Origin of the sequence: Citrobacter sp. CK206 (assembly GCF_030333125.1) — a bacterium.
In the GTDB taxonomy this organism is placed as follows: domain Bacteria; phylum Pseudomonadota; class Gammaproteobacteria; order Enterobacterales; family Enterobacteriaceae; genus Citrobacter_B; species Citrobacter_B koseri.
In genome coordinates, this window is sequence record NZ_JAOWGM010000023.1 from 489469 (window position 1) to 506947 (window position 17479).

The window sequence follows — 17479 nt, forward strand, 5'->3', positions numbered from 1 at the left end:
AAGCGAACGGTTCATCTGTGATTACGATCACATTAGATGTCTGGAGGTTGTGCTAAAAATTTACGCCAGTTACCAGAGATAATGAGAAAGGTAACTTCCCTCTCGCGGGGGAAGTTACCTTTCTTTTTTTTTGCCTGAAGGAATTTGGAGCCAACTATGTCGATCGAATCTCTCAATGCATTCTCAATGGATTTTTTCTCCCTGAAAGGGAAAACGGCAATTGTAACGGGCGGGAACAGTGGTCTGGGTCAGGCTTTCGCGATGGCGCTGGCGAAAGCCGGAGCCAATCTTTTTATTCCCAGCTTCGTAAAGGATAACGGTGAAACGAAAGAACTCATTGAAGCCCAGGGTGTTGAAGTGGCGTTCATGCAAGTGGACATCACCGAGAAAGGCGCGCCGCAGAAGATTATTGCCGCCTGCTGCGAGCGTTTTGGCACGGTAGATATTCTGGTGAACAACGCCGGGATCTGTAAGCTGAATAAGGTTCTGGACTTTGGCCGCGCGGACTGGGACCCGATGATTGATGTTAACCTGACTGCGGCGTTTGAGCTGAGCTATGAAGCGGCAAAAATTATGATCCCACAAAATAGCGGGAAAATTATTAATATCTGCTCTTTGTTCTCTTATCTTGGCGGGCAGTGGTCTCCGGCTTATTCAGCAACCAAGCATGCGCTTGCTGGTTTTACCAAAGCATATTGCGATGAGCTTGGGCAATATAATATTCAGGTTAACGGTATTGCGCCGGGTTATTATGCCACTGATATTACGCTGGCAACCCGCAGTAACCCGGAAACTAATCAGCGTGTATTGGATCATATTCCGGCCAATCGTTGGGGTGATACTCAGGATCTTATGGGGTCGGCGATATTCCTCGCCAGCCAGGCATCAAATTATGTTAATGGTCATCTTTTGGTTGTCGATGGCGGTTATCTGGTGCGTTAATTTTAATATCGGTGGTTTCTGGTTTTTATTTTATTCTGCATTGACTATCAGGAAGGATTTATTATGTCATTATCCCGTGAAGCGATTGTTGACCAGTTAAAAGAAATTGTGGGTTCCGGGCGTGTTATTACGGATGAAACCGTATTAAAGAAAAACAGTATTGACCGTTTTCGCAAATATGCGGATATTCACGGCGTTTACACGCTGCCCATTCCGGCGGCCGTGGTTAAGCTCGGTTCGACGGAGCAGGTCTCTCGCGTTCTGGCATTCATGAATCAGCATAAAATCAATGGCGTGCCGCGTACCGGCGCATCTGCGACGGAAGGCGGTCTGGAAACCGTCGTCAAAGATTCTGTGGTGCTGGACGGCGCAGGGATGAATCAAATCCTGAGTATTGATATCGAAAACATGCAGGCAACCGCGCAATGTGGCGTACCGCTTGAGATTCTGGAAAACGCGCTGCGTGAAAAAGGCTATACCACCGGGCACTCGCCGCAGTCTAAGCCGCTGGCGCAGATGGGCGGTCTGGTCGCCACTCGCAGTATCGGCCAGTTCTCCACGCTGTACGGCGCGATTGAAGATATGGTGGTGGGGCTGGAAGCCGTACTGGCGGACGGAACCATTACCCGCATCAAAAACGTGCCTCGCCGGGCGGCCGGGCCGGATATCCGCCACATCATCATTGGGAACGAAGGCGCGCTGTGCTACATCACTGAAGTCACAGTGAAAATCTTTAAGTTCACGCCCGAAAACAACCTCTACTACGGCTATGTGCTGGACGACATGAAAACCGGTTTCGACATCCTGCGTGAAGTCATGGTGGAAGGCTATCGCCCCTCCATTGCGCGCCTGTACGACGCCGAAGATGGAACCCAGCACTTCACGCATTTTGCCGACGGCAAATGTGTGCTGATTTTTATGGCTGAAGGCAATCCGCGACTGGCGCAAGCCACCGGAGAAGGGATTGCGGAGATCGTGGCGCGCTACCCGCAGTGCCAGCGGGTGGACAGCAAACTTATCGAAAACTGGTTCAACCATCTGAACTGGGGGCCGGAAAAAGTGGCTGCCGAACGCGTACAGATCCTGAAAACCGGCAATATGGGCTTCACGACGGAAGTATCCGGTTGCTGGAGCTGCATCCATCAAATCTACGAAAGCGTGATCAACCGTATCCGTACCGAGTTCCCGCATGCGGACGATATCACCATGCTGGGCGGCCACTCTTCTCACAGCTATATCAACGGCACCAACATGTATTTTGTGTATGACTACAACGTGGTGGACTGCAAGCCGGAAGAGGAGATTGATAAATACCATAACCCGCTCAACAAGATCATCTGCGAAGAGACGATCCGTCTTGGCGGCTCAATGGTGCATCACCACGGCATTGGTAAGCACCGCGTTCACTGGAGCAAGCTGGAACACGGTAGCGCCTGGCCGCTGCTGGAAGGTCTCAAGCGCCAGTTTGATCCAAACGGTATTATGAATACAGGCACGATCTACCCGATTGAAAAATAGAGAGTTATACGCAAAATCCTTTAAGCTGCATCAGGCAGCTTAAAGGGCGAAGCGTATAAACGGCTTCTCAACCGGGAAGCCGCGACTTTACCGGACAATGAAGGGGCTACGATGAACACTTCACCGGTGCGAATGGATGATTTACCGCTGAATGGTTTTCATTGCCGCATTGCTGCGCTGACATTCGGCGCGCATTTGACCGATGGCTATGTATTAGGCGTCGTCGGCTATGCCATGATCCAACTGACCCCCGCCATGCAACTGACGCCTTTTATGGAAGGGATGATTGGCGGCTCGGCGCTGGTTGGACTTTTTCTCGGTAGCCTGATCCTGGGATGGGTATCTGATTATATCGGGCGTCAGAAAATTTTTACCTTCAGCTTTATGCTGATAACCATCGCCTCTTTCCTACAGTTTTTTGCCACAACGCCGGAACAGCTTATTGGCTTGCGCATTCTGATTGGTATCGGCCTTGGCGGTGACTACTCGGTTGGTCATACATTGCTGGCTGAATTTGCGCCGCGTCGCCATCGGGGAATATTACTGGGCGCATTCAGTGTGGTGTGGACTATCGGCTATGTTCTGGCGAGCCTGGTGGGGCATCATTTTATTCAGGAAACGCCGGATGCCTGGCGCTGGCTGCTGGCATCGGCATCATTACCCGCGCTGTGCATTACGTTCTTACGCTGGGGAACGCCGGAGTCGCCTCGCTGGCTGATGCGTCAGGGGCGGATAACAGAAGCGTATGCGATTGTGCACCGCTATTTTGGCACGCATGTGCTGCTCGGCGATGAGGTGGCGGCGCCGACGAGCAGACATATCAAAACGCTATTTTCAACGCATTACTGGCGAAGAACCGCGTTTAACAGCGTGTTCTTTGTCTGCCTGGTGATCCCGTGGTTTGTGATTTACACCTGGCTTCCCACCATTGCACAAACGATCGGTCTTGAAAATGCGCTAACCGCCAGCCTGATGCTTAACGCGCTGCTGATTGTTGGCGCGCTGCTGGGGCTGTTGTTAACACACCTGTTGGCGCACCGCCAATTTCTGCTCGGCAGTTTTATGCTGCTCGCCGCGACGCTTGTCGTCATGGCTTGTTTACCGGCGGGAAGCAGCCTGACGCTGTTGCTGTTTGTGTTGTTCAGTACCACCATTTCTGCCGTCAGCAATCTGGTGGGGGTTCTGCCTGCGGAAAGCTTCCCGACGGATATTCGTTCCCTGGGCGTCGGGTTTGCCACGGCAATGAGCCGATTAGGGGCGGCGATCAGCACCAGTTTGTTGCCCTGGACGCTGGCGCAGTGGGGAATGCAGGTCACGCTATTACTGCTGGCTGGGATATTAGTCATCGGATTTGTGGTGACCTGGCTGTGGGCGCCGGAAACCAAGGCGCTGCCGCTGGTGGCTGCCGGGAGTGTGGACAAAAGACAGGGAGGTGTGAATGAACATTCTGTTAGCGTTTAAGGCAGAGCCCGATCCCGGCATGCTGGCGGAGAAAGACTGGCAGGCGGCGACGGTGGATACCCACGGCCCGGATGTCTCCTTGCTGCGTTGCTCTCCAGGTGCGGATGAACAGGCGGCGGCAGCGTTGCTGCTGGCTCAGCGCAATGGGGGCTGTGAGATGACGTTGACTGCGTTAAGCATCGGCGACGAGCGGGCGCTCCACTGGTTACGCTATTTTGTCGCGCTGGGTTTTGAGACGCCGGTGTTGCTGGAGACGACGGCAGACCTGCGGTTTGCTCCCGAATTTGTCGCCAGGAGCATTGCCGACTGGCAGCGTAATCACGGTGCGGATCTGATTATAACGGGCTGTCAGAGTAGCGAGGGTCAGAACAGTCAGATGCCATTTCTGGTTGCTGAAATGCTGGCGTGGCCCTGTTTTACCCAGGTGGAGCGTTTTACGCTTGAGCCTCCTTTTATTGTGGTTGAGCAGCGAACGATGACCGGGCTTCGGCGTTGTCGGGTACGGTTCCCGGCCGTCATCGCCGTCAGGCAGTGTGGTGAAGTGGCGCTTCCCGTACCGGGGATGCGCCAGCGTCTGGCGGCGGCGAAAGCAGACGTCGAGCGTCGGAACGTTGTGGTTGAGACAACACCAGCGGTTCAGTGCCTGCGTCTGGAGAGGCCGGAGCAGCGGCGGCATGCAACGATTATCAGCGGCGCGACGGCGCAGGAAAAAGCCCGGAGGCTATGGGCGGATTATTTGCGCCAGAGGATGCCGTCATGAAAATTGCCATCATTACTGACTCGCATGAGTGTGCGGCGATGGCGAGCTGGATCGCAGAGAATGCGCTTTGCACCGCAGAACTGGAGCGCTGGATTATCGATCCCGTGCCGGATGTTGCAGAGCAGGTGCTGGATGCGCTGGCGGCGCAATGGCTGCGGACACCTGTTGATATGCTGATCTTTCCGGCAGGTAGTCCGGGCGATGAACTGGCGACGCGACTCGCCTGGCGTCTGCATGGCGGCAGCCTCTGTCAGGTTCAGGCTGTGGATGTGCGACAAGGCCTGGTGAAAAAATCCCACTGGGGGAATGCGCTGACGGCAACGTTGCAAATTACCGCACGCCCTTTGTGCCTGTCGCTGGCGCGACAGCCGGAGGTGAGCGCTTCTGGTCATTCCTTACCTGTGATGACGGAATATCTGATTACCCCCACGGCGCCCCCCGACTGGCTGGATAAGGTGGAAAGCGTAAATAGCGTCGCTACCCATCCTTTGTTACGTGCCGGGCGCGTACTGGTGGTTGGGCAAGGGGGAAGTGAAGCGGATGCAGATAAGATTACCGCGCTTGGTCAGGCGCTTGATGCTGAGGTAGGGTACAGCCGTGCGCGGGTGATGAACGGCGGTTTTGATGCCGATCGCGTGACTGGAATATCGGGGCATCTGCTGTCGCCGGATGTCTGTATCGTGGCTGGCGCGTCAGGAGCGGCGGCGTTGATGGCCGGAGTACGCCAGAGCCGTTTTGTTGTGGCGATAAACCACGATGCCAGCGCGCCGGTTTTTGCGCAGGCGGATGTCGGGATTGTCGATGACTGGCTACCGGTGCTGGAAGAGTTGGTCCGCTGCAAAAATGCCTGATGGCGCTACGCTTATCAGGCCTACGTGTAGGCTACAAAATGCCTGATGGCACTATGCTTATCAGGCCTACGTGTAGGCCGGATAAGACGATTTATCGTCGCCATCCGGCGTTGCCCGGCTTAATTAAGGTGTTTCGCTAACGTCCAGACGTCGGTATTGGTGGTGGAAAGCGCCGCCACACCGGCTTTCATCGCATTGCGGGCGTCTTCTTCATCGCATACCAGCCCCCCGGCAATCAGCGGCTGGCGTATCTTCTCTGTCACCCAGCCCAACACTTTCGGCATACAGCCCGGCAGGATCTCAATACAGTCCGGGTTTGACTGCGCGACCTGCTTATCAATATTGTGAAATGAAATGGAATCAACGATAAACAGACGGTGAATACAGAAAAAACCTTCCGCTCTGGCGGCTTTCAGCATTGCCGCTTTCGTGCTGATGATGCCATCCGCTTCGGTGACCAATTTTAAAAACTGGATCACGACCTCTTTATTTGACGCCCCCTCCAGCAGATCAACGTGGATAAACGCATATTTACCCGCATTTTTTATTTTCTTCACAATCGCGCTGATGGTGCAAATGTTCCCGTACAGCACGGAGATGAACTGACATTCGGAATCAATGGCTAACTGTAGGCTGGCGTTATCTTTAACGGCGGCAATCACCGGATTTTGGCGGAGCAGGTGTAACAGGGGCATAGATTATCCTTATATACTCGTCATACTTCAATTTGCTGGTGCGTTGGCTTTCCTCGCAACTCGAATTATTTAGAGTATCAAATTAGCCAAATCGGTAAGTGATGCCAAACCCAGATGCCGGGTAGCGCCACTGTTGCAGCGTTTTTTCATCACACAGTAGTCGACAGGCGCCACACTCCAGGCAGCCGCGAAAGTCGACTTGCAGGCCCCCTTCCGGCGTGCGGGAAAAGAGTCCGGCGGGGCAGGACGTGATCAGCCGTTCTGCCGTTTTGCTGTCGACAGCGGCAGCCGTAACAATATGGGAAATATCGGCGGGGCGCCAGATGTTGCGGGCTACAGACATCGTAAGCTCCTGATAATATCGCCTGCCAGATGGCGCAGGCCGTGACGGCGAAAATGACGCCAGACGATCTGGCGCAGTGGCGGCACAGGATGATGCCCCTGATGCCAGAGTTCGTGAGAAATATCCTGCATTAATGCAGGCCATTGACGATACCATCCCGGGCGCTGCAACAGCGCGGGAACATCCCGATAGCGTTGCAAAACCTCCCACAGCAGACTGTGCCGGATGTCCTGATGATAGGCCGGGAACAGATTTTGCGGCGCATGTTTCTGGCAGGCGTTAATCAGGGTTTGCGCGGCCGCCTGAGCGCCGATGAGCGCCATATCCATACCGCGTACGGAGAAGCCGGTATTGACGCAGCTGCGCAACGCATCGCCTGTCAGCAGCCAGCCTTCGCCTGCGTACTGGACGGGCATGCTGTGTAAGCCGCCTTCCGGCACCAGATGCGCGCCGTACTCCAGCGTTTCGCTGCCTCTGAGCAAAGGACGCAGCGCCGGATGCGCTTTGAGCCGTTCCAGCAGTTCGGCTGTCGGAATGTCGCTCTGTGCAACAGAAGAGAGTGGACACACGACGCCTAAAGAGAGCGTCTCCTGGTTGGTATAAAGAAACGCGCCGCCGGGGAGATCGCCGCAAATTTCTCCGCTAAACAACATGGCGGCACCTTCCGCCCCGGACAATCGGAAGCGCTCTTCAAGCGTCTGTTTATCCAGCGCCAGCACCTCTTTGATCCCCAGCGCCATTGATGTCGCGGCGGGGCGAGGCAGGAATCCATACCGTTCCGCCAGTACGCTGTTTGCTCCTTCTGCCAGCACGACATAACGGGCGCGCAGCGTTTCATCTTCGCACATGACGCCGCAGACTCGGCCATCTTCAATATGGAGCGCTTCAACCGTAACGCCGTTAACGCACTGTACCCCTGCGGCCTCGGCCTGAGCGACAAACCAGGGATCGAAGCGGGCTCGCAGTAGGCTCCATGAGTCACCGTCTGGTTGCAGACTGGACCAGGTTGTCGCGCCATCACGGGTTAATAGCGTGAGGTTTTCCTGAGTGATACGGCGTTCAAGGGGGGCGGACTGGTGAACGTCGGGAAGAAGTTCGGCGAGCGCATGACAATATAAACGACCGCCGGAAAGATTTTTTCTGCCGGGAAACTCACCGCGTTCAAGCAGCAGGACTGAGAGTCCAGCCCGCGCACAGCGTAAAGCACAAGCAGTGCCCGCTATCCCTGCACCGATGATGATGATATCGAAATCGTCAGCCATGTTGTGCTCCAGAAATCCTGAGAACACAACCCTAACATAACGTTATTTAAGGAAAATTGACCCGCGACACAAACAAAAAAATCACTCGCCGCGATACACGCAGCCTGCTGTGCAGGTCTCTTTCACCATTACTGCGCTCAGCAGCGGTACGGCAGGTTTAACCTGATCCCAAATCCATTTTGCCAGCACTTCGCTGGTTGGATTTTCCAGACCTGGAATATCGTTCAGATAATAATGATCCAGACGATCGTACGTCGGTTTGAACGCGGCTTTCAGTTCGGCGAAATCCATGATCCAACCGGTATGCGGATCGACGTCACCGGTAATTTCAAGGCGCACCATAAATGAATGACCATGCAGGCGGCCACATTTATGCCCTTCCGGTACGTGGGGCAGGCGGTGAGCGGCTTCAAAGGTGAAATCTTTAAACAAGGTGGTGGACATGGATGATTAACTCTCAAGAATACAAAAACCGCCGTAGGGTACCGGAAAGCACATTTTTTATCATTAACTAAAACGGCGTTGACGCGCGGATAATGAGATTTACACAAGAATTGTGAATTATTTCTTTCTATTTCAATAAGTTGTTTAATCGCTTTTGTTGTTAATAACTATAACTAAAACAGGTTAGTCCATTTGGTTATTTGTTATTTCCATCCCTTCTTTAATTGTTATTATCCCCGCCGTTAACCTTATCGCTAGTTTGGTCTTTTTGCATAAATTCCGCTTTGCTACTGGAACATAACGACGCATGACAACACAGGCCCCACCATCCGCTTTGCTTCCGCTAAACCCGGAGCAGCTGGCACGCCTTCAGGCGGCCACAACCGATCTTTCTCCCACCCAGCTTGCCTGGGTTTCCGGCTATTTCTGGGGAATGCTGAACCAGCAGCCGGGCACGCTCGCCGCCACGCCAGCGCCTGTCGCTGAAATGCCGGGTATTACGCTTATTTCTGCATCGCAAACCGGCAATGCGCGGCGCGTGGCGGAAGCCCTGCGCGATGACCTGCTGGCGGCGAAACTGAGCGTCACGCTGGTTAATGCGGGCGACTACAAATTCAAACAGATCGCCAATGAAAAGCTGCTGGTTGTGGTCGCGTCCACGCAGGGCGAAGGCGAGCCACCGGAAGAAGCCGTTGCGCTGCGTAAGTTTCTGTTCTCTAAAAAAGCGCCGAAGCTCGACAACACCGCCTTCGCCGTCTTTGGCCTCGGTGATACCTCCTATGAATTTTTCTGCCAGGCGGGTAAAGATTTCGACAGCAAGCTGGCGGAACTGGGGGGGGAGCGTCTGCTCGATCGCGTCGATGCGGATGTGGAATACCAGGCGGCGGCACAAGAATGGAGGGCTCGCGTTGTTGACGTACTGAAAGCGCGTGCGCCGAGCGCATCGGCAGCGCAGGTCGCTGTCGCGGCAACGGGGGCCGTGAATGACGTGCATTCCAGCCCTTATACCAAAGAAGCGCCGCTGAGCGCCTCGCTCGCCGTCAATCAGAAAATCACCGGCCGCGACTCGGAAAAAGATGTGCGCCATATCGAAATCGATCTGGGAGATTCCGGCCTGCGTTATCAGCCGGGCGATGCCCTGGGCGTCTGGTATCAGAACGATCCTGAACTGGTCAAAGAGATCGTCGAACTGGTCTGGCTGAAAGGCACGGAGCCGGTTACCGTTAACGGTAAGGTGCTGCCGCTTGCCGAAGCCTTGCAGTGGCATTTTGAGCTGACGGTGAACACCGCCAATATCGTGGAAAACTACGCCACGCTGACCCGCAGCGAATCGCTGTTGCCGCTGGTGGGTGATAAAGCCCAGTTGCAGCATTACGCCGCGACGACGCCTGTCGTTGATATGCTGCGTTTCTCTCCGGCTCAGCTGGATGCTGATGCGCTGGTGGGGCTGCTGCGCCCGCTGACGCCGCGTCTTTACTCGATAGCCTCTTCCCAGGCGGAAGTCGAGAGCGAAGTGCATATCACCGTAGGCGCCGTGCGTTATGAAATAGAAGGCCGGGCGCGGGCGGGCGGGGCATCAAGCTTCCTGGCCGACCGCGTGGAAGAAGAGGGTGAAGTGCGCGTATTTATCGAACACAACGATAATTTCCGTCTGCCGGCCAACCCGGAAACACCGGTGATCATGATTGGTCCAGGCACCGGGATCGCCCCTTTCCGCGCCTTTATGCAGCAGCGTGCGGCAGATGAAGCGCCGGGTAAAAACTGGTTGTTCTTTGGCAACCCGCACTTTACCGAAGATTTCCTCTACCAGGTGGAATGGCAGCGCTACGTCAAAGAGGGCGTCCTGAGCCGCATCGATCTGGCCTGGTCCCGCGATCAAAAAGAAAAAATATACGTACAAGACAAACTGCGCGAACAGGGCGCAGAGCTGTGGCGCTGGATTAATGACGGCGCGCACATTTATGTCTGTGGCGACGCCAATCGCATGGCGAAAGACGTTGAGCAGGCACTGCTGGAAGTGATTGCCGAATTCGGCGGTATGGATGCCGAAGCGGCGGATGAATTTTTAAGTGAGCTGCGCGTTGAGCGCCGTTATCAGCGAGATGTCTACTAATGAGCGAAAAACATCCAGGCCCACTGGTGGTCGAAGGTAAACTGGCAGATGCCGAGCGCATGAAGCTTGAGAGCAACTACCTGCGCGGCACCATTGCTGAAGATTTGAATGATGGCCTGACCGGCGGTTTTAAAGGCGACAACTTTCTGCTGATCCGTTTTCACGGTATGTACCAGCAGGATGACCGCGACATTCGCGCCGAGCGCGCCGAGCAGAAGCTGGAGCCGCGTCATGCGATGCTGCTGCGTTGCCGTCTGCCGGGTGGGGTTATTACCACCAGACAGTGGCAGGCGATTGATAAATTCGCTGCGGAAAATACGATTTACGGCAGCATTCGCCTGACTAACCGTCAGACCTTCCAGTTCCACGGCATTCTGAAAAAGAACGTGAAGCCGGTACATCAGATGCTGCACTCCGTTGGGCTGGACGCGCTGGCGACCGCCAACGACATGAACCGTAACGTGTTGTGCACCTCTAACCCGTATGAGTCTGAGCTGCATGCCGAAGCCTATGAGTGGGCGAAAAAGATCTCCGAGCATTTGCTGCCGCGTACTCGCGCCTATGCGGAGATCTGGCTTGATCAGGAAAAGGTCGCCACAACGGATGAGGAGCCGATCCTCGGCCAGACCTATCTGCCGCGTAAGTTCAAAACGACCGTGGTGATCCCGCCGCAGAACGACATCGATCTGCATGCCAACGACATGAATTTTGTCGCCGTGGCGGAAAACGGCAAGCTGGTGGGCTTTAACCTGCTGATCGGCGGCGGGCTTTCTATTGAGCACGGGAACAAGAAAACGTATGCCCGCACCGCGAGCGAGTTCGGCTATCTGCCGCTGGAGCATACTCTGGCGGTGGCGGAAGCGGTGGTGACGACTCAGCGTGACTGGGGTAATCGCACCGATCGTAAAAACGCCAAAACCAAATACACTCTGGAGCGTGTTGGGGTCGAGACGTTCAAGGCGGAAGTCGAGCGTCGTGCAGGCATCAAATTTGAACCGATCCGCCCGTATGAATTTACCGGGCGCGGCGATCGCATCGGTTGGGTGAAAGGCATCGACAACAAATGGCACCTGACGCTGTTTATTGAGAATGGCCGTATTCTGGATTATCCGGGGCGCCCGCTGAAAACCGGTCTGCTGGAGATCGCGAAGATCCACAAGGGCGAATTCCGTATTACCGCCAACCAGAACCTGATCATTGCCGGCGTGCCGGAAAACCAGAAAGCGAAGATTGAAAAACTGGCGCGCAACCACGGCCTGATGAATGTGGTCACGTCGCAGCGTGAAAACTCGATGGCCTGCGTATCGTTCCCGACCTGCCCGCTGGCGATGGCGGAAGCGGAGCGTTTCCTGCCGACCTTCGTCGATAAAGTGGACGCGTTGATGACCCACCACGGCGTGAGCGATGAGCACATCGTGCTGCGCGTGACGGGCTGCCCAAATGGCTGCGGACGCGCCATGCTGGCGGAAGTCGGCCTGGTGGGGAAAGCGCCGGGTCGTTATAACCTGCATCTGGGCGGCAATCGCATCGGAACGCGTATCCCGCGTATGTTCAAAGAGAACATTACCGAGCCGGAAATTCTGGCGTCGCTGGATGAACTGATTGGGCGCTGGGTGAAAGAGCGCGAAGCGGGTGAAGGCTTCGGCGACTTTACGGTGCGTGCGGGCATCATTCGCCCGGTGCTCGATCCCGCCCGGGATTTCTGGGAATAACGTGCATCGCCGGATGGCGGCATAAATGCCTTATCAGGCCTACGTAGACGGTAGGCCTGATAAGCGCAGCGCCATCAGGCAAGGCAAACAGTGAGGAACTTATGTCCGTACTCGATCTAAACGCCCTGAATGAATTGCCGAAAGTCGAGCGCGTCATGGCGCTGGCTGAAACCAACGCGCAGCTGGAAAAGCAGGATGCTGAAGGACGCGTGGCGTGGGCGCTGGAGAATCTACCCGGTGAATACGTGCTCTCGTCGAGCTTTGGTATTCAGGCGGCGGTCAGCCTGCATCTGGTTAACCAGGTTCGCCCGGATATTCCGGTTATCCTGACCGATACCGGCTATCTGTTCCCGGAAACCTACCAGTTTATTGATGAGCTGACGGAAAAGCTGAATCTGAACCTGAAAGTCTACCGTGCGACGGAAAGCGCGGCCTGGCAGGAAGCCCGCTACGGTAAACTGTGGGAGCAAGGCGTTGAGGGCATTGAGAAATACAATGACATCAACAAAGTCGAGCCGATGAACCGGGCGTTAAAAGAGCTTAACGCGCAAACGTGGTTTGCTGGCCTGCGCCGCGAACAATCCGGGAGCCGGGCACATCTGCCAGTGCTGGCGATTCAGCGCGGCGTTTTTAAAGTGCTGCCCATCATCGACTGGGATAACCGGACGGTGTACCAGTATCTGCAAAAACACGGTCTGAAATACCATCCGCTATGGGATCAGGGCTATCTGTCGGTTGGCGATACCCACACCACCCGTAAATGGGAGCCCGGCATGGCGGAAGAAGAGACGCGATTCTTCGGGCTGAAGCGCGAGTGCGGGCTGCACGAAGGGTGATTGTTTGCCTGATGGCGCTGCGCTTATCAGGCCTACCAGACAGCACGAAGGGTGATTGTTTTGCCTGATGGTGCTGCGCTTATCAGGCCTACCAGACAGCACGAAGGGTGATTGTTTTGCCTGATGGCGCTACGCTTATCAGGTCTACCAGACAGTGTCTGTAGGCCGGATAAGGCGTTTACGCCGCCATCCGGCAAGTGCAGCTCTGTAGGCCCGGTAAGGCGTAGCCGCCACCGGGCGACACATCAGGCTTTACCGGCTTTCGCCAGTTCTTTTACCAGCGGCAACATGATGCGCACGACATCGCGACTGCGGTGTTCAATTCTTCCTGGTAGCGCCTTGTCGATGTGCTGTTGGTTATCCAGACGCACATCGTGCCAGCTGTTTCCGGCCGGGAATGAAGGCGTTTTCGTACGCTGCTGATAGCCGTCTTTTTTCCCCAGATTCCAGTTGGTGGCCTCAACCGACAGCACGGAAATACCGGCTTTATCGAAGACTTCGGCGTCGTTGCAGCAGCCTGTGCCTTTCGGGTAATCCTTGTTCAGACCCGGATTGGTCGCGGCGGCGATACCGTGGCTGCGCGCAATCGCCAGCGCCCGGTCGCGCGTCAGTTTGCGTACGGCTTCCGGCGTTTGCTGCCCGCTGTTGAAGTAGAGTTTGTCGCCGACAATCAGGTTATCAAGGTTAATGACCAGCAGCGTATTTTTCTTCTCAGCGGCGCTCATCCGCTTAAGCAGGTTTTCTGCGCCCAGTTTTCCCTCTTCTTCACCGCTGGTGGCGATAAAGCGGATGCCGTACTGCGTCGGGATGTCTTTCAGGCGTTCAGCCAGTTCCAGCATCACGCCCAGCCCGGCGGCGTTATCGTCAATGCCCTGCAAGGTTAAACCGCCGAGATTGGCGTCGGTATCGGCATCGCTCAGCGGCGCATAGGTATCCAGGTGCGCCATAATAATAATTTGTTGCGGCGCTTTCCCTTCATGCGCCGCAATAACGGTACTGCCCGTCACGTTATGCCAGTTCTTGCGATTATTCCTGGCGGTATAAATATAGCGGCTATTAAATGTTCGGATATCGCTGCGATATCCCATCTGCTCAAATTGCTGACGTAAATAATCGGCAGAGAGCATCTCCGCCGGTGTTCCGGTCATTCTGCCGGGAAAGAATGTTGCAATGTGTCGTGCCTGAATAGTGGCGATATCGCCAGGCTTCGGTGACGTTGCCTGCGCGGGAAGGATAAAGCATACGCCGAGCGCCAGGAGCGCTGCACGGAGGCGCGATGCGGAAAACATAGTGAGTCCTTAAATACAGAGCAGAAATTTTTACCCGCTTAGTATGAAACCGTGATTGCCGTAAAACAATTTCATTTGCTCTGAAATGCCCTAAATTCGGTGGGTTAAGCACTTTTTGATATTTGCTTTCTCAAATCGTTATTCCTTTGAGGAACTACTCATTCCAATTCGTAATTTCATTCGTTCTCCTGCGCTCCCTATAGTCGTGTTATCTGAATGTTTAGCAAAATAGCGGTATTGCAAAGGAACGGTTATGGACCAAAAACGACTCACCCACCTGCGGCAGCTGGAAGCGGAAAGCATCCATATCATTCGCGAGGTGGCCGCCGAATTTTCTAATCCGGTGATGATGTATTCCATCGGTAAAGATTCCAGCGTCATGCTGCATCTGGCGCGTAAAGCGTTTTATCCAGGCTCGTTGCCGTTTCCGCTGCTGCACGTTGATACCGGCTGGAAGTTTCGTGAGATGTACGAATTCCGCGATCGCACCGCAAAGGCCTACGGTTGTGAACTGCTGGTGCATAAAAACCCGGAAGGGGTGGCGATGGGGATTAACCCGTTCGTTCACGGCAGCGCTAAACACACCGATATTATGAAAACCGAAGGGTTGAAACAGGCGTTGGATAAATATGGCTTTGATGCCGCGTTCGGCGGCGCGCGCCGCGACGAAGAGAAGTCGCGCGCCAAAGAGCGTATTTACTCCTTCCGCGACCGCTTTCACCGCTGGGACCCGAAAAACCAGCGCCCGGAGCTATGGCACAACTATAACGGGCAGATTAACAAAGGCGAAAGCATCCGCGTTTTCCCGCTCTCTAACTGGACCGAACAGGATATCTGGCAGTACATCTGGCTGGAAAACATCGAGATCGTGCCGCTGTACCTGGCCGCTGAGCGCCCGGTGCTGGAGCGCGACGGCATGCTGATGATGATCGATGACGATCGTATTGACCTGCAACCCGGCGAGGTGATCAAAAAACGCATGGTGCGTTTCCGTACCCTCGGCTGCTGGCCACTCACGGGGGCGGTGGAATCCAGCGCGCAGACGCTGCCGGAAATTATTGAAGAGATGCTGGTCTCGACCACCAGTGAACGTCAGGGGCGCGTGATTGACCGCGACCAGGCGGGCTCAATGGAGCTGAAGAAACGTCAGGGGTATTTCTAAGGAGCCGCCATGAACACCACACTTGCACAACAAATCGCTAATGAAGGCGGCGTCGAAGCCTGGATGGTTGCCCAGCAACACAAAAGCCTGCTGCGTTTCTTGACCTGCGGCAGCGTCGATGACGGTAAAAGCACGCTGATTGGCCGACTGCTGCACGATACGCGTCAGATTTATGAAGATCAGCTCTCGTCGCTGCATAACGACAGTAAGCGTCATGGCACGCAGGGTGAAAAACTCGATCTGGCGCTGCTGGTCGACGGGTTGCAGGCTGAGCGCGAGCAGGGAATTACCATTGATGTGGCATACCGCTATTTCTCGACCGAGAAACGCAAATTTATTATTGCCGACACGCCAGGGCACGAGCAGTACACGCGTAACATGGCGACCGGCGCATCGACCTGCGATCTGGCGATCCTGCTGATCGACGCCCGCAAAGGCGTGCTGGATCAGACCCGCCGCCACAGTTTTATCTCTACGCTGCTGGGCATTAAGCACCTGGTGGTGGCGATCAACAAGATGGATCTGGTGGGGTTCAGCGAGGAGACGTTCGCCCGTATTCGCGAAGACTACCTGACGTTTGCCGGGCAGCTGCCGGGGAACCTGGACATCCGCTTTGTGCCGCTCTCTGCGCTGGAAGGGGATAACGTCGCGACCCAGAGCGCCAGTATGCCGTGGTACAACGGCCCGACGCTGCTGGAAGTGCTGGAGACGGTTGAGATCCAGCGGGTTGTTGACACCCAGCCGATGCGCTTCCCGGTACAGTATGTGAACCGTCCGAACCTCGATTTCCGTGGTTATGCCGGAACGCTGGCCTCCGGCAGCGTGAAGGTCGGGCAGCGTGTCAAAGTTCTGCCGTCCGGCGTTGAATCCAACGTGGCGCGCATCGTCACCTTTGATGGCGATCTGCAAGAGGCGCACGCCGGTGAAGCGATTACGCTGGTGCTGAAAGATGAAATTGACATCAGCCGTGGCGATCTGTTGCTGGATGCAGGCGAAAACCTGCCAGCCGTACAGAGCGCCGCCGTTGATGTGGTATGGATGGCGGAACAACCGCTATCGGCCGGGCAGAGTTATGACATCAAGATTGCCGGTAAAAAGACCCGTGCGCGCGTCGATGCCATTCGCCATCAGGTTGATATCAACAACCTGACCCAGCGCGAGGTGGAAAGCCTGCCGTTGAACGGTATCGGCCTGGTCGAACTGACTTTTGACGAACCGTTAGTGCTGGATACATACCAGCAGAACCCGGTCACTGGCGGGTTAATCATCATCGACCGGCTGTCCAACGTGACCGTTGGCGCGGGGCTGGTGCGTGAGCCTATTGAGCGCACCGCCGCGACGCCTTCCGGGTTCAGCGATTTTGAGCTGGAACTGAACGCGCTGATCCGTCGCCACTTCCCGCACTGGGGCGCGCGTGATTTGCTGGGAGGCAAGTAATGGCGCTGCATGACGAAAACGTCGTCTGGCATGCCCATGCGGTGACGCGCGAAGATCGTGAAGCGCTGCATGGGCATAAAGGGGCTGTGGTCTGGTTTACGGGACTTTCCGGTTCGGGGAAATCAACGGTTGCAGGCGCGCTGGAAGAGGCCCTGCATAAGCTGGGCGTCAGCACCTGGCTGCTGGATGGCGATAATGTCCGTCACGGCCTGTGCAGCGATCTTGGCTTTAGCGACGCAGACCGTAAAGAGAATATCCGTCGGGTGGGGGAGGTTGCGAACCTGATGGTGGATGCCGGGCTGGTGGTGCTGACGGCGTTTATTTCGCCGCATCGCGCGGAGCGGCAGATGGTGCGCGAGCGCATCGGGGAGGGGCGGTTTATCGAGGTTTTTGTCGATACGCCGCTGGCAACCTGTGAAGCGCGTGATCCTAAAGGGCTGTACAAGAAGGCCAGGGCGGGTGAACTGCGTAATTTCACCGGCATTGATTCGGTATATGAAACGCCTGAATCGCCTGAAGTTCATCTGGATGGTGAACAATTAGTAACAAATTTGGTTGCCCAATTATTAGATCTACTGAGACAGGGCGATATTATCAGATCCTGAGACACCGCCGGGCTTGTATGCCCGGTGAGTCAAGGTTACAGGATTCGAT

At 55.4% G+C, this 17479-nt stretch carries 16 protein-coding genes; 11 read left to right on the forward strand and 5 right to left on the reverse strand.

The features are described from left to right. Positions 1–156: 156 nt before the first annotated feature. From OGX81_RS08960 to OGX81_RS08980, 5 genes are all read left to right on the forward strand, one after another. A complete protein-coding gene (locus OGX81_RS08960) occupies positions 157–942 on the forward strand; it encodes an SDR family oxidoreductase (protein ID WP_104868255.1) in 786 nt (261 codons plus the stop codon). Between the two features lie 63 nt (positions 943–1005). After that, positions 1006–2460 carry an FAD-binding oxidoreductase gene (locus OGX81_RS08965; RefSeq protein WP_012134883.1) on the forward strand — a complete coding sequence of 485 codons (1455 nt, stop codon included), beginning with the start codon at positions 1006–1008 and terminating at the stop codon, positions 2458–2460. A 111-nt stretch (positions 2461–2571) separates the two neighbouring features. Further along, positions 2572–3921 (forward strand): MFS transporter, encoded by a 1350-nt coding sequence (locus tag OGX81_RS08970; protein WP_232103851.1) that lies wholly within the window; start codon positions 2572–2574, stop codon positions 3919–3921. Beyond that, complete coding sequence (locus tag OGX81_RS08975) at positions 3899–4681, forward strand: adenine nucleotide alpha hydrolase family protein (protein WP_104868256.1); 783 nt, start codon at positions 3899–3901, stop codon at positions 4679–4681. The genes OGX81_RS08970 and OGX81_RS08975 overlap by 23 nt, the downstream gene beginning before the upstream one ends. Next, positions 4678–5532, forward strand: a complete 855-nt coding sequence (locus OGX81_RS08980; RefSeq protein ID WP_058668021.1) for an electron transfer flavoprotein subunit alpha/FixB family protein — start codon at positions 4678–4680, stop codon at positions 5530–5532. Before OGX81_RS08975 ends, OGX81_RS08980 begins: the two co-directional genes overlap by 4 nt. Positions 5533–5651: 119 nt before the next feature. Here the strand turns inward: OGX81_RS08980 and OGX81_RS08985 are convergent, their stop codons facing one another. The 4 genes from OGX81_RS08985 to queD form a co-directional block, all read right to left on the reverse strand. After that, entirely contained in the window at positions 5652–6227 is a 576-nt protein-coding gene (locus OGX81_RS08985; RefSeq protein ID WP_012134878.1) for a glycerol-3-phosphate responsive antiterminator, read from the reverse strand. 82 nt (positions 6228–6309) lie between these two features. Then, positions 6310–6570 carry a ferredoxin family protein gene (locus tag OGX81_RS08990; RefSeq protein WP_012134877.1) on the reverse strand — a complete coding sequence of 87 codons (261 nt, stop codon included), beginning with the start codon at positions 6568–6570 and terminating at the stop codon, positions 6310–6312. After that, complete coding sequence (locus OGX81_RS08995; protein ID WP_104868257.1) at positions 6561–7832, reverse strand: FAD-dependent oxidoreductase; 1272 nt, start codon at positions 7830–7832, stop codon at positions 6561–6563. The genes OGX81_RS08990 and OGX81_RS08995 overlap by 10 nt, the downstream gene beginning before the upstream one ends. An 81-nt stretch (positions 7833–7913) precedes the next feature. Beyond that, positions 7914–8276, reverse strand: coding sequence for a 6-carboxytetrahydropterin synthase QueD (queD, locus tag OGX81_RS09000; protein WP_012134875.1), 363 nt, complete (start codon positions 8274–8276; stop codon positions 7914–7916). A 307-nt stretch (positions 8277–8583) separates the two neighbouring features. Between queD and cysJ the strand changes: the two genes are divergently transcribed. The 3 genes from cysJ to cysH all read left to right on the forward strand — a co-directional run bounded on the left by cysJ (position 8584) and on the right by cysH (position 12937). Further along, positions 8584–10389: an NADPH-dependent assimilatory sulfite reductase flavoprotein subunit gene (gene cysJ / locus OGX81_RS09005; protein WP_104868258.1), complete on the forward strand. Its 1806-nt coding sequence runs from the start codon at positions 8584–8586 to the stop codon at positions 10387–10389. Next, a complete protein-coding gene (cysI, locus tag OGX81_RS09010; protein WP_104868259.1) occupies positions 10389–12101 on the forward strand; it encodes an assimilatory sulfite reductase (NADPH) hemoprotein subunit in 1713 nt (570 codons plus the stop codon). Before cysJ ends, cysI begins: the two co-directional genes overlap by 1 nt. A gap of 101 nt (positions 12102–12202) precedes the next feature. After that, complete coding sequence (gene cysH, locus OGX81_RS09015) at positions 12203–12937, forward strand: phosphoadenosine phosphosulfate reductase (RefSeq protein ID WP_012134870.1); 735 nt, start codon at positions 12203–12205, stop codon at positions 12935–12937. Positions 12938–13182: 245 nt separating this feature from the next. Here the strand turns inward: cysH and OGX81_RS09020 are convergent, their stop codons facing one another. After that, complete coding sequence (locus tag OGX81_RS09020; RefSeq protein WP_104868261.1) at positions 13183–14226, reverse strand: aminopeptidase; 1044 nt, start codon at positions 14224–14226, stop codon at positions 13183–13185. Positions 14227–14479: 253 nt separating this feature from the next. Between OGX81_RS09020 and cysD the strand changes: the two genes are divergently transcribed. Genes cysD through cysC form a run of 3 tightly spaced genes read left to right on the forward strand, consistent with a single transcriptional unit; the run spans position 14480 to position 17430 of the window. Beyond that, positions 14480–15388, forward strand: a complete 909-nt coding sequence (cysD, locus tag OGX81_RS09025; RefSeq protein WP_047461624.1) for a sulfate adenylyltransferase subunit CysD — start codon at positions 14480–14482, stop codon at positions 15386–15388. Between the two features lie 9 nt (positions 15389–15397). Beyond that, complete coding sequence (gene cysN, locus OGX81_RS09030) at positions 15398–16825, forward strand: sulfate adenylyltransferase subunit CysN (RefSeq protein WP_104868262.1); 1428 nt, start codon at positions 15398–15400, stop codon at positions 16823–16825. Beyond that, complete coding sequence (cysC, locus tag OGX81_RS09035; protein ID WP_104868263.1) at positions 16825–17430, forward strand: adenylyl-sulfate kinase; 606 nt, start codon at positions 16825–16827, stop codon at positions 17428–17430. The genes cysN and cysC overlap by 1 nt, the downstream gene beginning before the upstream one ends. The last annotated feature ends 49 nt before the right edge of the window (positions 17431–17479 follow it).

What these genes read in the sequence shown, in the direction of transcription:
- OGX81_RS08960 (WP_104868255.1), top strand. Translation starts at nt 157, where the DNA reads ATGTCGATCGAATCTCTCAATGCATTCTCAATGGATTTTTTCTCCCTG.
- OGX81_RS08965 (WP_012134883.1), top strand. Translation starts at nt 1,006, where the DNA reads ATGTCATTATCCCGTGAAGCGATTGTTGACCAGTTAAAAGAAATTGTG.
- OGX81_RS08970 (WP_232103851.1), top strand. Translation starts at nt 2,572, where the DNA reads ATGAACACTTCACCGGTGCGAATGGATGATTTACCGCTGAATGGTTTT.
- OGX81_RS08975 (WP_104868256.1), top strand. Translation starts at nt 3,899, where the DNA reads ATGAACATTCTGTTAGCGTTTAAGGCAGAGCCCGATCCCGGCATGCTG.
- OGX81_RS08980 (WP_058668021.1), top strand. Translation starts at nt 4,678, where the DNA reads ATGAAAATTGCCATCATTACTGACTCGCATGAGTGTGCGGCGATGGCG.
- OGX81_RS08985 (WP_012134878.1), bottom strand. Translation starts at nt 6,227, where the DNA reads ATGCCCCTGTTACACCTGCTCCGCCAAAATCCGGTGATTGCCGCCGTT.
- OGX81_RS08990 (WP_012134877.1), bottom strand. Translation starts at nt 6,570, where the DNA reads ATGTCTGTAGCCCGCAACATCTGGCGCCCCGCCGATATTTCCCATATT.
- OGX81_RS08995 (WP_104868257.1), bottom strand. Translation starts at nt 7,832, where the DNA reads ATGGCTGACGATTTCGATATCATCATCATCGGTGCAGGGATAGCGGGC.
- queD (WP_012134875.1), bottom strand. Translation starts at nt 8,276, where the DNA reads ATGTCCACCACCTTGTTTAAAGATTTCACCTTTGAAGCCGCTCACCGC.
- cysJ (WP_104868258.1), top strand. Translation starts at nt 8,584, where the DNA reads ATGACAACACAGGCCCCACCATCCGCTTTGCTTCCGCTAAACCCGGAG.
- cysI (WP_104868259.1), top strand. Translation starts at nt 10,389, where the DNA reads ATGAGCGAAAAACATCCAGGCCCACTGGTGGTCGAAGGTAAACTGGCA.
- cysH (WP_012134870.1), top strand. Translation starts at nt 12,203, where the DNA reads ATGTCCGTACTCGATCTAAACGCCCTGAATGAATTGCCGAAAGTCGAG.
- OGX81_RS09020 (WP_104868261.1), bottom strand. Translation starts at nt 14,226, where the DNA reads ATGTTTTCCGCATCGCGCCTCCGTGCAGCGCTCCTGGCGCTCGGCGTA.
- cysD (WP_047461624.1), top strand. Translation starts at nt 14,480, where the DNA reads ATGGACCAAAAACGACTCACCCACCTGCGGCAGCTGGAAGCGGAAAGC.
- cysN (WP_104868262.1), top strand. Translation starts at nt 15,398, where the DNA reads ATGAACACCACACTTGCACAACAAATCGCTAATGAAGGCGGCGTCGAA.
- cysC (WP_104868263.1), top strand. Translation starts at nt 16,825, where the DNA reads ATGGCGCTGCATGACGAAAACGTCGTCTGGCATGCCCATGCGGTGACG.